11 protein-coding genes are annotated in these 16488 nt (G+C 62.7%); 3 read left to right on the plus strand and 8 right to left on the minus strand.

The genetic code is table 11. The features are described from left to right. A partial coding sequence (locus tag EKK30_RS18015) for an invasion associated locus B family protein (protein WP_290987137.1) occupies window positions 1-556 on the minus strand: 556 nt, incomplete at its 3' end. Window positions 557-900: 344 nt separating this feature from the next. Between EKK30_RS18015 and EKK30_RS18020 the strand changes: the two genes are divergently transcribed. Then, on the plus strand, window positions 901-2691 hold the full coding sequence (locus EKK30_RS18020) for an extracellular solute-binding protein (RefSeq protein WP_290987138.1): 1791 nt from the start codon (window positions 901-903) through the stop codon (window positions 2689-2691). Then, window positions 2688-4214: a class I adenylate-forming enzyme family protein gene (locus EKK30_RS18025; RefSeq protein WP_290987139.1), complete on the plus strand. Its 1527-nt coding sequence runs from the start codon at window positions 2688-2690 to the stop codon at window positions 4212-4214. Before EKK30_RS18020 ends, EKK30_RS18025 begins: the two co-directional genes overlap by 4 nt. Before the next feature lie 36 nt (window positions 4215-4250). On the opposite strand, the gene mfd is transcribed toward EKK30_RS18025, so the two are convergent. Beyond that, on the minus strand, window positions 4251-7736 hold the full coding sequence (gene mfd, locus EKK30_RS18030; RefSeq protein WP_290987141.1) for a transcription-repair coupling factor: 3486 nt from the start codon (window positions 7734-7736) through the stop codon (window positions 4251-4253). Window positions 7737-7745: 9 nt separating this feature from the next. Then, window positions 7746-8021: a succinate dehydrogenase assembly factor 2 gene (locus EKK30_RS18035; protein WP_290987142.1), complete on the minus strand. Its 276-nt coding sequence runs from the start codon at window positions 8019-8021 to the stop codon at window positions 7746-7748. Window positions 8022-8219: 198 nt separating this feature from the next. Between EKK30_RS18035 and recG the strand changes: the two genes are divergently transcribed. Then, window positions 8220-10334: an ATP-dependent DNA helicase RecG gene (recG, locus tag EKK30_RS18040; RefSeq protein WP_290987144.1), complete on the plus strand. Its 2115-nt coding sequence runs from the start codon at window positions 8220-8222 to the stop codon at window positions 10332-10334. Here the strand turns inward: recG and EKK30_RS18045 are convergent. The 5 genes from EKK30_RS18045 to glmU form a co-directional block, all read right to left on the minus strand. Continuing rightward, window positions 10331-10702 carry a VOC family protein gene (locus EKK30_RS18045; RefSeq protein ID WP_290987146.1) on the minus strand — a complete coding sequence of 124 codons (372 nt, stop codon included), beginning with the start codon at window positions 10700-10702 and terminating at the stop codon, window positions 10331-10333. The genes recG and EKK30_RS18045 overlap by 4 nt on opposite strands. A 50-nt stretch (window positions 10703-10752) precedes the next feature. Continuing rightward, window positions 10753-11580, minus strand: a complete 828-nt coding sequence (locus EKK30_RS18050) for a DUF502 domain-containing protein (RefSeq protein ID WP_290987148.1) — start codon at window positions 11578-11580, stop codon at window positions 10753-10755. Window positions 11581-11622: 42 nt separating this feature from the next. Then, window positions 11623-12987 carry an SPOR domain-containing protein gene (locus EKK30_RS18055; protein WP_290987149.1) on the minus strand — a complete coding sequence of 455 codons (1365 nt, stop codon included), beginning with the start codon at window positions 12985-12987 and terminating at the stop codon, window positions 11623-11625. A 117-nt stretch (window positions 12988-13104) separates the two neighbouring features. Continuing rightward, window positions 13105-14925, minus strand: a complete 1821-nt coding sequence (gene glmS / locus EKK30_RS18060; RefSeq protein ID WP_290987150.1) for a glutamine--fructose-6-phosphate transaminase (isomerizing) — start codon at window positions 14923-14925, stop codon at window positions 13105-13107. Window positions 14926-15051: 126 nt separating this feature from the next. Continuing rightward, entirely contained in the window at window positions 15052-16413 is a 1362-nt protein-coding gene (gene glmU, locus EKK30_RS18065) for a bifunctional UDP-N-acetylglucosamine diphosphorylase/glucosamine-1-phosphate N-acetyltransferase GlmU (RefSeq protein WP_290987151.1), read from the minus strand. Between the last annotated feature and the right edge of the window lie 75 nt (window positions 16414-16488).

Consider the following 16488-nt stretch of genomic DNA (forward strand, 5'->3'; position numbering starts at 1 on the left):
ACATCTGATCGAGGATCTCAGGCGTTGCGTCCGTCTCGGCCGTGCAGCCCGCCGGGTGGCAGAGCGCATAACGCAGCTCGATGGGCTTCAGCGCCTTCTCGTCGATCTTGTCGCCCTTGGAAGCGGCTGCCCACTGATCCTTCGTGTAGACGGCGGCGCGGATGCCAGGCGGGATCGCCATGCCGAGCGGCACCATGACCATCAGAGATTTCTTATCCGAGCCTTCGACGGTGCGGATGGCCGCCGAGACCAGCACCATGCCGGTGTTGCCATCGAGACGCTCATGATGCGTCAGGCAGAGCGACTTCTCGCTCTTCACTTCCTTGCCGTCCGGACCCTTGGTTGCGACCGGTGCCTTCTCGCAAAGCTTGACCCAGGCGCTCTGGGGTTTGGCCGCCGCCGCAGTCTTTGCTGCCGGAGCAGCTCCGGCAGCAGGCGCCGCCGCCGGCTTCTTGGCATCTGCGGCTTGAGCCGCGGGAACGACGGCGCAAACCGCCGCCAACGTAACGGCCGATACGAGCGCCCTGCCGCCCGCGCGGATTACTGCGTTTGCCATCAACGTAAAAATCCTCATTTGTTTGGAACCGGCCGAGCCGGCTCGTCCCCTCATCCTTTGCCGCGCCAGATGCTCCACACCAAGCTCGCGCAGACACGGCATAAATCCTCTGCCGTTCCAGGCGCCGAGTAAGGCTCCGAATACGGCAATCCCGTGGCCGCCGCGAGCGCCAATTGGGGGCTTCGTCGCACCCCTCCACAACGTGGCCGACCTGCAACTGCGACAAGGTGGACAGCCAGTCCCGGCGATCGATAGAAGAACTATCTAGCGCGCTACGGAAGCCGCCTTAGTGCCGGGATTATCTTGTGATACCAAGCCAATCGGTCAAATTTCAGGTTGCGGCGATGGCACTCGGGAAATATTCGCTCTGCGCGCTGCTCATGTTAGTGGCAAGCGGCGGGGTGGACGCAGCGCCTGCACGATCCATCGCCCTTCACGGCAAGCCACTCTATGCCGACGACTTCAAGGCCTTCGCCTACACCAATCCATCCGCGCCAAAAGCCGGTAAGCTGACGCTCGGGGTGCTCGGATCCTATGAGAACGTCAATCCGCTGATCGTTGGCGGCACGCCGGCTTCCGGCATTCGCGAATTCGTCGTGGAAGCCTTGATGGCGCGCAGCCTTGACGAGCCCTTCACGCTTTATGGGTTGCTCGCGGAAACGATCGATGTCGCCGATGACCGGAAATCCGTGACCTTCGCCCTGAACCCGGCGGCCCGTTTCTCCGACGGCACGCCGGTGACGGCCGAGGACGTCATAACCTCGTTCGAACTCCTGAAGGCGAAGGGGCGCCCCAACCACCGGACCTACTTCGCGAAGGTGACGAAGGCGGAAAAGGTCGGCGACCGCAGCGTGCGCTTTTCTTTCGAGGACGCAACCGACCGAGAGTTGCCGCTGATCCTCGGCCTGATGCCCGTCTTCGCCGCGCACGCCACGACGGCTGAGAAGTTCGCGTCCGCATCGATGACCCCACTGTTGGGGTCAGGCCCCTACACGGTCGACAAGATCGATGCGGGGCGATCGATCATCTACCGCCGCGATCCAAACTATTGGGGCAAGGATCTTCCCGTGAACCGCGGCCGATTCAATTTCGATGAGATCCGCTTCGACTACTATCGCGACGCCTCATCGATGTTCGAAGCCTTCAAGGCAGGAAACATCGATCTGCGGCTGGAAGAAGACCCGGGCCGCTGGGCCACAGGGTATAACATCCCTTCCGTCCGTGACGGTCGCATCATCAAGGCCGAGTTCGACATCGGCTTACCGGCCGGCATGACCGCACTGGTATTTAACACCCGGCGTTCTGTTTTCGCGGATCCCTTGGTTCGCCGCGCGCTGATCATGCTTTTCGATTTCGAGTGGTGCAATCGGACGCTCTACAACGGGCTCTATAGCCGAACGGAGAGCTATTTCGAGCGATCGTATCTGGCGTCCACCGGGCACCCCGCCGACGCCTATGAGCGCAAGCTGCTGGAACCATTCCCCGGCGCCGTCAGGCCCGAAATCCTCGAAGGAACCTACCGCTTTCCTCAAAGCGACGGCAGCGGTCAGGATCGACCCAATCAGAAGAAGGCGTTCGCGCTTCTCAAAGAAGCGGGGATGGTCCTGAAGAGCGGGCGCATGGTCAACGGCAAGACCGGCGAGCCGCTAGCGTTCGAAATTCTCGCGAACAGCAATGCGCAGGAAGCACTTCTGCTGAGTTATGCCCGCAGCCTGGCGCCGCTCGGCATCCAGGCCCGCGTTCGTGTGGTCGACAGCGCGCAGTATCAGGCGCGGCTGATCGACTATGACTACGACATGATCCAGAACACCTGGCAGTCGTCGCTCTCGCCGGGCAACGAGCAACTGTTCCGCTGGTCCGCAAAAACAGCGGATGCCAAAGGTTCGTTCAACTATGCGGGTGTGAAGAATCCGGCCGCGGATGCCATGATCGGCGCGATGCTGGCGGCCGAGAGCGAGCAGGATTTCGTATCCTCGGTGCGCGCGCTCGATCGCGTGCTTCTGTCTGGCGACTACGTGGTGCCGCTGTTCTACACGCCGCGTCAGTGGGTTCCTTATTGGGCGCGGCTCAAGCATCCCGAGAAGACACCGCTCTTCGGTTACGCCGTCGATACGTGGTGGACGGAGCCCCGATGACGGCCGCTGGCGCCAAACTCTTCAATATGGCTGATTACGCCATTGGCCGCGCCGCGCGCGCGACGCCGGGTAAAACAGCGCTGCTCGTCTACGACATCTCTAATTCCGAGAGTGCACTCGAAAGCTGGACCTTCGCGGAGATCGAAGAGGCCATCCTCAGCATTGCAGCGGGACTGTCTGCGCGAGGGCTGCAGCGGGGCGATCGGATCGCCATCCGTCTTGGCAATTCGAGCCAATCGGCACTCTTGTTTTTCGCGGCGATGGCTGGAGGCTTCATCGCGCTGCCGCTTTCCGATCAACTGACAGCCACGGAACTTGGATCGCTTCTCGAGGACAGCGGAGCGCGCGCGATTGCGACCTCGACTCCGGCGGCCGATAGCGTCGCCGCCAACGTCCTCGTTCTGACTGCGGACGATATCGGTGGGTTCATACGCGGCCGGGATCGCGCGACGTATGCTGCGACAGCCGCCGACGACCCCGCCTTTCTGATCTACACATCAGGCACGACGTCAAAGCCTAAAGGCGTGCTCCATGCCCATCGCTCCGCGCTTGGACGCACGCCGATGTATCAGGGCTGGTACGGCATCACGCCGGACGATCGGATGCTGCACGCGGGCGCGTTCAACTGGACGTTCACGCTCGGCGTCGGTCTCACCGATCCGTGGGCGAACGGCGCGACGGCGATCGTGTGCACGGGTGAAAAAGCGCCGGAGCGATGGCCGGGCCTGATCGCCGCCACAGGCGCCACGCTGTTTGCTGCCGTGCCCGGCGTCTATCGGCAGATCCTCAAATATGCGTCCGTCGACCGGGGTGCGCTGGGGCGCTTACGCCACGGCTTGATGGCCGGCGAAACGCCGCCACCAGGACTGATCGAAGAATGGACGGAACGGACGGGGCTTCCACTCTATGAAGCGCTCGGCATGAGCGAAATCTCGACGTACATTTCAACGGGTCCGAGCGTGCCTTATCGCCCGGGCACAGTCGGCAAACCGCAGGCGGGACGGCGCGTCGCCATCCTGCCCACGGAAGGCAGCGACGAACCACTACCTTCCGGAGCCGAGGGCTTGATCGCCGTGCACCGTTCCGATCCGGGCCTGATGCTCGGCTATTGGAATAGGCCTGCCGAAGAAGCTGAAGTGTTGCGCGGCGACTGGTTTGTCGGCGGCGATCTGGGTTCGATGGATGACGATGGCTATGTCGCGCATCTCGGCCGTGCCAACGAACTGATGAACGCAGGCGGGTATCGCGTGTCGCCGCTCGAGATCGAGGCTGCGCTCGCCGCCTGCCCGGGCGTCGCCGAAATCGCGTGCACGGAAGTTTGCGTGCGAAGCGACGTCTCGATCATCAGCGCGTTTGTCGTCGGCAATGGAACGACGCTCGATGCTGAGCAAATCAGAGCGTTCGCAGCGGAGCGGCTTGCTGCTTACAAAGTCCCGAAGCAGATCGTGTTCGTCGACAAGCTGCCGCGGACGGCCAACGGCAAGATACAGCGAAAGGCGCTGAATACCTTCTCTTCTCGGTGAGAAGGCAACAGCCCTCTCCCCAAGGGAGAGGGAAACCTAGGCGGCCTTCTTCGTTTTGGTGGCGAGGTCTGCGAACTGCTGCACGAGCGCGCGCACGCCCTTCAACCGCAGCTCCGGCAGATCCCAATCGGAGCGATAGACCAAGCGCTGATCAGGCTGCACCTTCAGCAAGCCGCGTGAATTCTGCACGAACGCAACGAGGCCATCTGGATTGGCGAACTTACCCTTGTGCAGGGTGATGACGGCACCCTTCGGCCCGGCGTCGACCTTGGCTATTCCGGCCGCGCGGCAGAGTCCCTTGATCTCCATGACATCGAGCAGATGACCGACTTCTTCCGGCAGCGGGCCGAAGCGGTCGACAAGCTCCGCGGCGAAGGCATCGATGTCGGCGCGCTTCTCGAAGCTCGAAAGCCGCCGGTAAAGTCCGAGGCGAAGTTGTAGGTCCGCGACGTATGTTTCCGGAATCATGATCGAGGTGCCGAGCTGGATCTCGGGGCTCCACTTGTCGTCGGCTTCGAGATCGCCGCCCTTCATCGCGGCAACTGCCTCTTCGAGCATCGATTGATAGAGCTCGAAACCGACCTCGCGGATATGCCCGGACTGCTCTTCGCCGAGCAGATTGCCGGCGCCGCGAATGTCGAGGTCATGCGAGGCGAGCGAGAAGCCGGCGCCGAGCGTGTCGAGCGACTGCAACACCTTGAGCCGCTTCTCCGCGCCTTCGGTCAACTTCTTGTCCGGCGGCGTCGTGATGTAGGCATAGGCGCGCGTCTTTGATCGGCCGACGCGACCACGAAGCTGATAGAGCTGCGCCAAGCCGAACATATCGGCGCGATGCACGATCAAGGTATTGGCGTTCGGAACGTCTAGTCCGCTTTCGACGATGGCTGTCGAAAGCAGGATGTCGTACTTGCCCTCGTAGAATGCGGTCATCACGTCTTCGAGTTCCGTCGGCGACATCTGTCCGGTCGCACGCGCGAAGACGAGATCGGGAACCGCTTCACGCAGGAACTCGGCCATGTCGTCGAGATCGGAGATGCGCGGCGCGACGTAATAGGTTTGTCCGCCACGGAAGCGCTCGCGCCGCAGCGCCTCTTTCAGGATCACCGGATCGAACGGCGAAATGAACGTGCGCACCGCGAGGCGATCGACGGGCGGTGTCGTAATCAGGGAGAGTTCGCGAACGCCCGTCAGGGCGAGCTGCAGCGTGCGCGGGATCGGCGTCGCCGACAGCGTCAGAACATGCACGTCCTCGCGCATCTTCTTCAGGCGTTCCTTGTGGTTGACGCCGAAGTGCTGCTCTTCGTCGATAATCAGAAGACCAAGGCGCGCGAACTCGATGGCTTTGCCGAGAAGCGCGTGCGTCCCGACGACGATATCAATGTCGCCGGATTTCAGGCCGGCCTTCACCTCCGCGAGCTCCTTGGCGCCGACCATGCGCGAGGCCTGCGCGATCTTCACCGGCAAGCCCTGGAAGCGCTGGCTGAACGTGCGGAAATGCTGCCGCGCGAGGAGCGTCGTCGGCACCACCACGGCCACCTGAAGACCGCTCATCGCCGCAACGAAGGCGGCACGAAGGGCAACTTCCGTTTTGCCGAAACCGACGTCGCCGCAGACGAGGCGATCCATCGGCTTGCCCGACGCGAGATCCCCAAGAACGGCTTCGATGCTCGCGGCTTGATCTTCGGTTTCCTCGTAGGGAAACTTGGCGACGAACTCGTCGTAGGCGCCCGTGGGCGCAACGAGAACCGGCGCTTCCCGCATCGCCCGAAGCGCAGCGATCTTGATCAGCTCGTTGGCGATCTCGCGCAGGCGCTTTTTGAGCTTGGCCTTACGCGACTGCCAGCCCGCGCCGCCCAGGCGATCGAGTTGCGCATCGCCCTCGTCCGAGCCGTAACGCGACAGAAGCTCGATGTTTTCAACCGGCAGAAAGAGCTTGTCGCCGCCGGCGTAGTGCAGCTCCAAGCAGTCGTGCGGCGCGCCCAGCGCCGTGATCGTCTGCAGTCCTGCGAACCGTCCGATGCCGTGATCGCTGTGAACGACGAGGTCGCCGACCGACAGGCTCGTCGCTTCGGTGAGAACGTCGGCAGCCTTCTTCGCTCGCCGCCGCTGACGGACAAGGCGGTCGCCGAGAATGTCCTGCTCCGCCACGACGGCGAAGTCCGGCGTCTCGAAACCTTCCTCGATGCCGAACACGGCGAAGGCCGTTTCATTGGGACGCATCGCCTGCACGTCGGCGAAGCTCTCGACCTTCACGGCATCCTTGAGACCATGGTCTTGCAGCAGCGTGATCAACCGTTCGCGCGCACCCGGCGTCCAGCAGGCGAGGATGACGCGTCGGTTGTCGCCTTGGATGCGCCGGATATGAGCGACGGCGGCATCGAAGACATTCGCATCGGGGTTGGCGCGCTCGGCGGCGAACGTGCGGCCGCGCTTGCCGTGCATCTGATAGACGTTCGTCGGGCTAGGGTCGTCGAACGGCGTCAGGCGGGAAACGGTACGAGCTTCAAGTGCAGCTTTCCAGCTCTTGCCATCCAGGAACATCTGATCCGGTGGAACCGGTTTATAGGGGGGCGCACCGAAGCGCTGGCCTTCAAGAGAGTCGACGCGCGCTTCGTAATGCTCGCGGATCTGCTCGAAGCGTCTCTGGATGGCTTCATCCGCCAGGTGATCGAAGCTGATGCCGACGCCCGGCAGATAATCGAAAAGGGTCTCGAGAGTGGGATGGAACAGCGGCAGCCAATGCTCCTGGCCGACGTAGCGCCGCCCGCTGCTCACTGCTTCATAAAGGGGATCATCGCCCGTGTTGCCGCCGAAGAGCGCGACGTAACGCGTCCGAAAAAGCGCCGTCGCCGCGTCGCCGAATGCCACTTCGCTGACGGGCATCAGCGAGAACTTCGGAACGGGCTTCAGCGAGCGCTGAGTTTCGGCGTCGAAAGCCTTGATCGTTTCGAGCTGGTCGCCGAAGAAATCGAGCCGGATCGGTGCACTGCGGCCGGGCGGATAAAGATCGACGATGCCGCCCCGCTGCGCATATTCGCCGGGTTCCATCACTGTGCTCGAACGGTCGTAACCGTAGGACTCGAGCCGCTTGATGAGGTCTGCCGGATCGAGGCGCTGACCGGGTGCGATCGTCTTCACCGCCCCGCGGATGAAGCTTCGAGGCGGCACTCGCTGAAGGATGGCGTTGACGGTGGTGATAACGAGGGTCGGCTTCTTGCGTCCGCCGACCGCGAGCTTCCCCAGCGCAGTGATGCGCTTCGACACGATCTCGGAATTGGGGCTGGTGCGGTCGTAGGGAACCGTATCCCAGGACGGGAACGGCACGACGGCGACATCGGGCGCGAAAAACGTGACGGCCGCCTGCAGCTCATCAAGCCGCCTGTCGTCGCGCACTACATGCAGATGGATGCCTGGCTGATCGCCGCTGCGCGCCGCCTTCGTGATGTCGGCGACGATCCGGCCGTCGAAGCCTTCCGGAACGCCAGAAAGAATTGCGCGTGAATTTTGAACGTCTGTCGTCATCAACTCGTCTTAGCTGGTCGCGGGCCCAAGCCCATGAAAGGCCCGAATATCGTTCACAAGATCTTCGAACTCGATGCCGCTAAATCCCTCGCCCGAAAAGATCCACTGCTGGAGCGAAGGATCGGGAATGGTCAGAAACCGCTCGAAGCGCGCGATCTCAGCGTCAGAATAGCCCGGCAGCCGATCGTCTGCATAACGCCCGACCAGCACATCCATCTCCTTGGTGCCGCGGTGATGAGCACGGTAGGCCGCACGCCGCTTCCGCGTTTCCAGATCGTCGGTCATTTTAAGCTCGGGTTGCATGGCATGGTATAAGCCGCGCTGGCAGCTTGACTGTGTGCCGGCCGGCCGTCACGGTGCCCCATTCGCGAAGGGCTCGTATAGCGCCCGCCGCTCGCCGCGCCTAGCGCGCCCGGCGATGCTTATTGCCGCGACCTTCGGTAGCGGCCGCGAAATAGAGCAACCGCGAGCCAAAATCCGACGATGCGACCCGCCCTTCTGAACCCGCTCTTCGCATCGGCGCAAACGTTGGCAGGCATCGGGCCCCGCCTCATCCTGCTGCTGAAGAAGTGCCTGACGCTTCCGCCGGGCATTTCCGAGCCCCGCGTGATCGACGTGCTCTGGCACATGCCGACCGGCGTCATCGACCGGCGAAGCCAACCTCGGCTTACCGAAGCGATCCCGGGGACGATCGTGACGCTGGAGCTTCGGGTTCTGAAGCACAAGCCGTCGCCGCGCGGGAACACGAAGGCTCCTTACAAGGTCACGTGCGAGGACGATACCGGCCGCATCGATCTGGTGTTCTTTCACGCCGAACACAAGTTCATCGAGCGCCAACTGCCGGTCGGCGAGATCCGCTTCGTTTCGGGCCGGATCGAGCGCTACGGCGACAATCTGCAAATGGCGCATCCGGACTATATCGTCTCGCCGGAAGCGAAGAACGAGATGCCGCTGCTCGAGCCGGTCTATCCGCTGACGGCAGGTCTCTCAGGAAAGATCACTTTGAAGGCGGCTCGCCAAGCGGTGGAGCGCGTGCCTGACGTTCCCGAATGGCAGGAGGCGCAGTGGCTGAAAGCCCGTGCCTGGCCCAACTTCAAAGATGCGGTAGGCCGGGTGCATCAGCCGCACGAGGCCCAAGATGTGTCCATGGGCGCTGCGCCGTGGCAGCGCCTCGCCTTCGACGAGCTTCTGGCGGGGCAACTCGCCTTCGCGTTGGTGCGCAAGAACCTCAAGACCGAGCGCGGACGCAAGCTCTCAGGCAGCGGCGAGATCCGAGCGAAGATCGCATCTGCACTCCCCTTTTCACTCACGGGCTCCCAGACGACCGCGCTCGAAGAAATCTCGGCCGACCTTGCGGCCTCGCATCGGATGCTGCGCCTGCTGCAAGGCGACGTCGGATCCGGCAAGACCGTCGTCGCGCTGATGACGATGGCGATCGCGGTCGAAGCTGGCGCGCAGGCGGCAATGATGGCGCCGACCGAAGTGCTTGCCCGACAGCACATTGATACGATCGCCCCGCTCGCGGAGGCCGCCGGACTTCGGCTCGCTCTCCTGACGGGCCGCGAAAAAGGCAAGGCGCGCGATGCCGTGCTGTCGCGGTTGGCGTCGGGCGAGATCGACATCCTCGTCGGAACCCACGCGCTGTTCCAGCCAGACGTGGCATTCAAGGATCTCGCGATTGCCGTGATCGACGAACAGCACCGCTTCGGCGTCCACCAGCGCATGGCGCTGCAGGCGAAAGGCGCGAACGGCGACACGAATGTGCTGGTCATGACCGCGACGCCCATTCCGCGCACGCTTCTGATGACCCATTACGGCGATCTCGACGTGTCCAAGCTGACGGAGAAGCCGGCCGGTCGTAAGCCCGTCGTGACCAAAGCCGCGCCCATCGAGTTGCTTGAACGGCTGATCGACCGCATCCGAGCCCAGCTTGCCGAAGGCGCGCAGGTCTATTGGGTTTGTCCTCTTATCGAAACCTCCGAAGCAAGTGATCTCGCGGCCGCCGAGGAACGGTTTGCCTATCTCCGGCAGCTCTTCGGTGATGTCGTCGGCCTGCTTCACGGTGGCATGGCAGCCAAGGAGAAGGACGAGACGATGGCCGCCTTCGCGGCCAACCGGCTCAAGATCCTCGTCGCCACCACGGTCATCGAAGTCGGCGTCAACGTGCCGAACGCGAACATCATGGTGATCGAGCACGCCGAACGGTTCGGACTTGCGCAGCTGCATCAGTTGCGTGGCCGCGTCGGGCGCGGCGCGCGGGAATCCTTCTGCATGCTGCTCTATAAAGCGCCGCTGGGCGAAACAGCCGAACAGCGCCTCAAGATGATGGAAGAAACCGAAGACGGTTTCAAAATCGCAGAGAAGGATTTGGAGCTGCGCGGCGGCGGCGAGATCCTTGGCGCTCGCCAGAGCGGCGCGCCGGGTTTCCGGATTGCCGAGGTGCCGGGCTACGAAAATCTTCTCGAAGCCGCGCGCGACGATGCCGTGCTGATGCTGGAGAAAGATCCGAACCTCGTCTCACCGCGCGGGCAGGCTCTGCGCACGCTGCTCTATCTCTTCGAATGCGACGAAGCCGTTCGCCTTTTCCGCGCGGCTTAGATTTTCTGGGCGAACATCATCCGGTGCCCTTCCGGCGTCGCGACGGCCATCTCCCGCCAACCCCAAGGCTTATCGGCCGGGCCTGAGCTAATGATCGCGGACCGGGCCGAGAACTCCTCGTGCAAGGCATCCACATCGTCGGTCGCGAAGAAGCCGAAATAATTGTGGTCGCCGAGAGCCGCGGGTGCGAGCGCATCAGGACAGCTTCCGAGCGTCACGCGCACGCCGCCACGCACGACTGCTTGCCAATTATCACCGTCGTTCCAGTCTTTCGCGAAGCCGAGGACATCGACGAAATAGGCCGTCGATGCTTTGAGATCGTGGACGGCGAGCACGTACGCGTGGGGCAGAAGCTTGGGTTCTGTCATGCCGGTCAAGACCCTTTGTCCCTGATGTCGAGATGCGGCCGAAGCGTTGATCAGGCCGCTGGCTTGTCGCTGGCGCGCCCGAAAAGCGGCTTCTTCTTCGCTGCCGCCTCCGCGAGGCGCTTCAGCTTCTCCTGCTCCGTATTCGGCATGACGATGCCGCCAGAGAGGATGATCTTCGCGGCCTCCTCAACCGTCATCGTCAGGAACACCACGTTCGCCCGCGGTACGAAGCAGATAAAGCCGGTAGGAGGCACGATGCCTGTCGGCATGAAGACGGTCAGCAGATCGCCTTCGCCTCCAGGCTTCACGTCCTTGATCTCGCCGGTGGTCTCGCCCGTGACGAAAACCAAGCTCCAGATCTCCTTGGAGGGAAACTCGATCATTCCCACTTTCTGGAAGCTCTGGTTCGTACCCGTCGTCGAGATGACGCTTTCGAAGATCTGCTTCAAGGCGCCGTAGACATTCCGGACGATCGGCGTCCGCGACATCATCAATTCGCCGGATGAGACGAGGGCCCGTCCCAACAGGTTGGCGGCGAGCGCGCCGATCACCGTCAGTCCGATGACGGCGATGACGAGACCCAAGCCCGGTACCGGGAACGGCAAATACGTGTCCGGATTGAAAGACGTCGGAAGCAGCGGCTTGATCCAGGCATCGATCCAGTGGATCACGCCCCACATCAGCCAAAGCGTGATCGTCACCGGGCCAACGATGACAAGACCGGTCAGGAAGGCGTTGCGGATACGGGATCCCAGCCGCCAGCCGCCTCGTCCCCCGCTTGCTAGCCGCTTGAGGCCCGCCGTCAGCTGCGCATCAGATTGCACGGCGCCCGGCATCTGCCGGGCAACGGTTTCGGGATCGTCCGGGGGAGGAACCATACTCTCCTACTCGAGCATCAAGCCCGGGGAGGCGGGCACGACTCAGTTTGTCACGACAAGACAATCAAGGCCACTGCTTCTGAACTTATCGCAGAGACCGCGGGGCTCATCCTGGGACGCGTAACCAGCGATGCGGACCCGATAAAACGTTCCCATGCTGCCGATGACCGCCTCATCGACGACAGGGACGTGGTTGCCGAGTTCGGCGCCGTGCTCTGCGACGAGCTTCTGGGCCAACGCTTCAGCCTCGGCTTTCGATCTCAGGGCAGCGATATGAATCTTGAATTTGCCCTTGAGGGACGCCGCCTTCACCTTGGGCTCCGGCGCGTATGAGGCTTTCTCTGCTTTGACGACCTGTTGCGTCCCGTGCGTCGCGACCTTCGTCTCGCTGCTCCAGCTCGACGTCTCAGGCGCGGCGACAACTGGCGCACTGGTGGATGCTGTCGTCACTGCCGTCGCCGGCGCTGGCGCGGCCGAAGGCGCGGACGAGCCGCTGCTGAACATGTTCGAGAAGAAGCCCGAAACGTTGCCGGGGATATTTGAAACGGTCTGAGTAAAAGAAGATCCAGAGCTTGCCGGTGCGGGCGCTGCTGCCGGCGCTGGCTGCTGAGCCTCGGACGACTGACCCCAACCGAAGAAGCCAGAAAGTCCAGATGCCGGCTTCTGCTCGGCCGTGGCTACGCTGCTCGACGCCACCGACTGGAGGGTGGATTCACCGCTCACTGCCGTGCTGGTGACGGTAGCGGACGTTCCTGCTGCTGATTTCTGCCCGCCGGCAGCTTCAGCGATTGCGGCTGCCGACAACCCGGCCGAGCCTGCGTTTGGACCGGGCGCGGGATTGGCCACGACATTGCTTGCGGCGGCAGGCGCGGTCGATGAGGGTGTCGCCGGAGTTCCGATCACGCGCTGGTCCGGCGTGCTGCCCGTGTCCTGAAGGCCGGCCATCTGATAGGCCTGCGAGCGCTCGGCAATCGCCGATTTCTGTTCGGCGGGGCTCAGTCCGTTTTTCAGCCAGATAGCGCTCGTGAGATCCGAAATCGCCTGACCCGGCTTGTTTTCTTTCTTATAGGCCAGGCCGCGGGTGAGGAGCGCCTTGGCCATTTCAGACGGCTTCAGGACGCCTGATTTCACCGCTGTCGTCAGCTGCTCGATCGCGGATTGCGTGCGACCGGCGGCAAATTCTTTCAGCCCGGCATCATAGGATTTGCGCGCGACTTCGGCGAGCTGGGCTTTCTGCTGCTCTTCGGCGTTGCCGGGCGCAGGCTGCTGGGCTCCGGGCCCGGCCGGTTGAGCTGCCGGCTTCGATTTGTGAGCCGCCGCGAATGCTGGACATGCTGCACTTACGAATACGCACGCCACAGTGGCAGCGAGCGCCGGACGGCGCGCGTGCACATGGAATAGCGTCATGTACGTTACCTTCCCCCTGGTCACGCCCTTTTTGGGTGGCAACTCTCCCTCTCGCGGTATTTGGACTACCGAAGGAGGCAAATTAAGGGCCCCACCCCTCTAGCCACCGCTTTTTTGTTACTCCACCGTGACAGACTTAGCCAGATTTCTCGGCTGATCGACATCGGTGCCCATCAGGACAGCCGTTTGGTATGCGATCAACTGAGTCGGAACAGCATAAAGCATCGGCGCCACGAACGAGTCGACCTTCGGCATTTGTATGTGGGCAGCCAGCTTGCAGCCCGTTTTTTCCGGGGATGCATCGGAAATCAGGATGACCTGACCGCCGCGAGCCGCCACTTCCTGCAGGTTCGACACCGTCTTCTCGAAAAGCTCGTCCTCTGGGGCCACGACCACGACCGGCACGTTCTCGTCGATCAGGGCGATCGGGCCATGTTTCAGCTCGCCAGCGGCGTAGCCTTCGGCGTGGATGTAGGAGATCTCCTTGAGCTTGAGGGCTCCTTCGAGCGCGATCGGAAAGCTCGATCCGCGTCCGAGGTAGAGCACGTCGTCGGCCTTGGAGAGTTCATGGGCGACCGCAACGAAGGCCTCGTCGCTTCGCAGGATGGAGGCCACGTGGCGCGGTACTTCCATCAATGCGTTGACCAGCGCCGTCTCCTGCTCGGCCGAGATTGTCCCCCGGGCGCGGCCAATGGCTATGGCAAGGCAGGCCAGAACGGACAGCTGGCAGGTGAAGGCTTTCGTCGATGCGACGCCGATCTCAGGTCCGGCGAGCGTCGGGAGCGCGGTATGCGATTCCCGCGCGATGGTTGAGGTTCGCACGTTGACGACGGAGGCGATCCGCTGGCCGTTGGCTTTGGCGTAGCGGAGCGTCGCGAGCGTGTCGGCCGTTTCACCGGACTGCGAGACGAAAACCGCCAGCCCATTCTCGGGCAGCGGCGCCTCGCGATAGCGCATTTCGGATGCCACATCGATTTCGACCGGCACGCGAGCGTACCGCTCGATCCAGTATTTGGCGACCAGACCGGCATAATACGCGGTGCCGCAGGCGGAGATCGTGACCCGCGTCAACTTCGAAAGATCGATCCCCAGATCCGGAAAGCGGACGCGGGCTTGCGTCATATCGAGGTAATTCGCCAGCGTGTGCGAGATGACCTCGGGCTGCTCGTGGATCTCTTTCGCCATGAAGTGGCGATAGTTGCCCTTGTCGATCAAAAGAGCGCTCGCAACGGCTTTGACGAGTGGCCGCTCGACCGGGACACCGTCGATATTGAAGATCTCGGCGCCCGAGCGCCGCAGAACCGCCCAGTCGCCCTCCTCCAGATAGGTGATGGCATCCGTGAAAGGTGCAAGCGCAATGGCGTCGGAGCCGAGATACATCTCGCCCGAGCCGTGGCCGATAGCCAAAGGCGATCCCTTCCGGGCCGCGATCATCAGATCATCTTCGCCAGCAAAAATGATCCCAAGCGCAAACGCTCCGCGCAGCTGCTGCAGCGCGCTGCGGACGGCGGCTACCGGCTTGGCGCCCTGATCCAGCTCTTCCGTGATGAGATGAACGACCGCCTCGGTGTCCGTGTCGGTTTCGAACTTGTGCCCCTTCGCCTCAAGGTCGGCGCGCAGCTCGCGGAAGTTCTCGATGATGCCGTTGTGGACGACAGAGACCTTCGCCGTCATATGCGGATGGGCGTTTCGCTCCGTCGGACGTCCGTGGGTCGCCCAGCGCGTGTGGCCGATGCCGGTTCGTCCGCCCAGCGGCTCCGCGATCAGCCGCTTCTCGAGATTGCGCAACTTGCCTTCGGCCCGGCGGCGTTCGATGCCCGGGCCTTCGATCGTGGCAATGCCGGCCGAATCATATCCGCGATACTCAAGCCGGCGCAGGGCATCGACCAGATTGGTCGAAACCGAGGATTTTCCGAGTATTCCGACGATCCCACACATTGGACCGGTCCCCCAAATTTCTTCCCCCAATCCGACGATGAAGCCGGTTAAGGATCTTCTCAAATCACAGAATATTTCAAAAGCAACGCGAGCTGCCCGACTTCGATTTCGGGAAGTTGGTTAACACTATTTCTTCTCGGCTGCTTTGCGCCGCGTCATCATGATCCTGAATTTTTCAGCCCAACCGGGTCGTTCTTCTTGCGCGTTGCGCCCCAGAGCCAATGCGCCGGGCGCAACGTCCTTGGTGATGACGCTTCCCGAGCCGACATAGGCGCCGTTGCCGATTTTGACAGGGGCGACCAGTGACGAATTCGAACCGATGAAGGCTCCATCACCGACCTCAGTCCGCGCCTTATTGAACCCATCGTAATTGCAGAAAATCGTTCCCGCGCCGATGTTCGCGCCTGCGCCGACGCTGCCATCGCCCAGATAAGAAAGATGGTTGGCCTTCGCGCCTTCTCCGATTGTGACGTTCTTCACCTCGACGAAGTTGCCGATGTGGACATCGGCAGCGAGCCGCGCGCCGGGACGCAACCGTGCGAATGGTCCGACGCGAACACCTCTGCCGATCGACGCTCCTTCGATATGGCTGAACGCCAAAATTCGAGCCCCGCTCTCGACTAAGACGCCGCTCCCAAAAAAAACATTCGGTTCGACCGTCACCTCAGCAGCGATTTGAGTATCGAAACTCAACCACACGGTTTCCGGCGCGATCATCGTTACGCCGTTGCGCATCAGCTCGGAACGCGCGCGCCGCTGCCAGACGGCCTCTGCTTCCGCCAATTGCTCTTGGGTATTGATGCCGAGCACGTCGTCGGCGTCGCAGGCGACGACCGTCGCCCGGATGCCGTGGTCGCGTCCCACTGCGATGGCATCGGTGAGATAAAATTCGCCCTTCGCGTTGTCGCTGCCGATGCGTGACAGCAATTCGGAGACGTTCGGCACGCGGAACGCCATCACTCCCGAGTTGCAGAGGTCAATCTTCCGTTCGGCCTCGCTCGCATCCTTCTCTTCGCGGATCGCTGTCAGCTCTCCGTGATCGTCGACAAGCAGGCGGCCGTAGCCCGTCGGATTCTGCGCGCGGAAACCGAGCACCGCGATCCCGGCACCGGCGTCCAGTGCTGCGCGCAGCGCGCCGAGCACTTCGGTACGGATCAGGGGCGTATCAGCGAAGAGTACAATCACGTCACATTCGGAACGTGCGGCCAGCGCCGGCCTTGCGGCCAGAACCGCATCGGCTGTTCCGCGCTGCGCCGGCTGCTCGAAGATCTGGGCTCGGGGGACTATCCGCGAGGTCTCGGCCTTCACGGCGTCGCTGCCAGGCGCCACGACAACTGCGACGTCTCCCCCCATCTGGGATGCGGTCTGAAGCACGTGGGCAAGCAGCGATTGCCCGGCGATCTTGTGGAGCACCTTCGGCAACGCCGACTTCATGCGTGTGCCCTTGCCAGCGGCGAGCACGACGAACAGACAGGGCCGAGGACTCATGGATGACCTTGCAGGTTTTGCGACAGAGCCGGCGGGCGATCCCGTCGTCCCGCCCGAAGCAGCTTTGCCATAGCC

Origin of the sequence: Hyphomicrobium sp., from assembly GCF_003987855.1 — a bacterium.
Classification (GTDB): domain Bacteria; phylum Pseudomonadota; class Alphaproteobacteria; order Rhizobiales; family Hyphomicrobiaceae; genus Hyphomicrobium_B.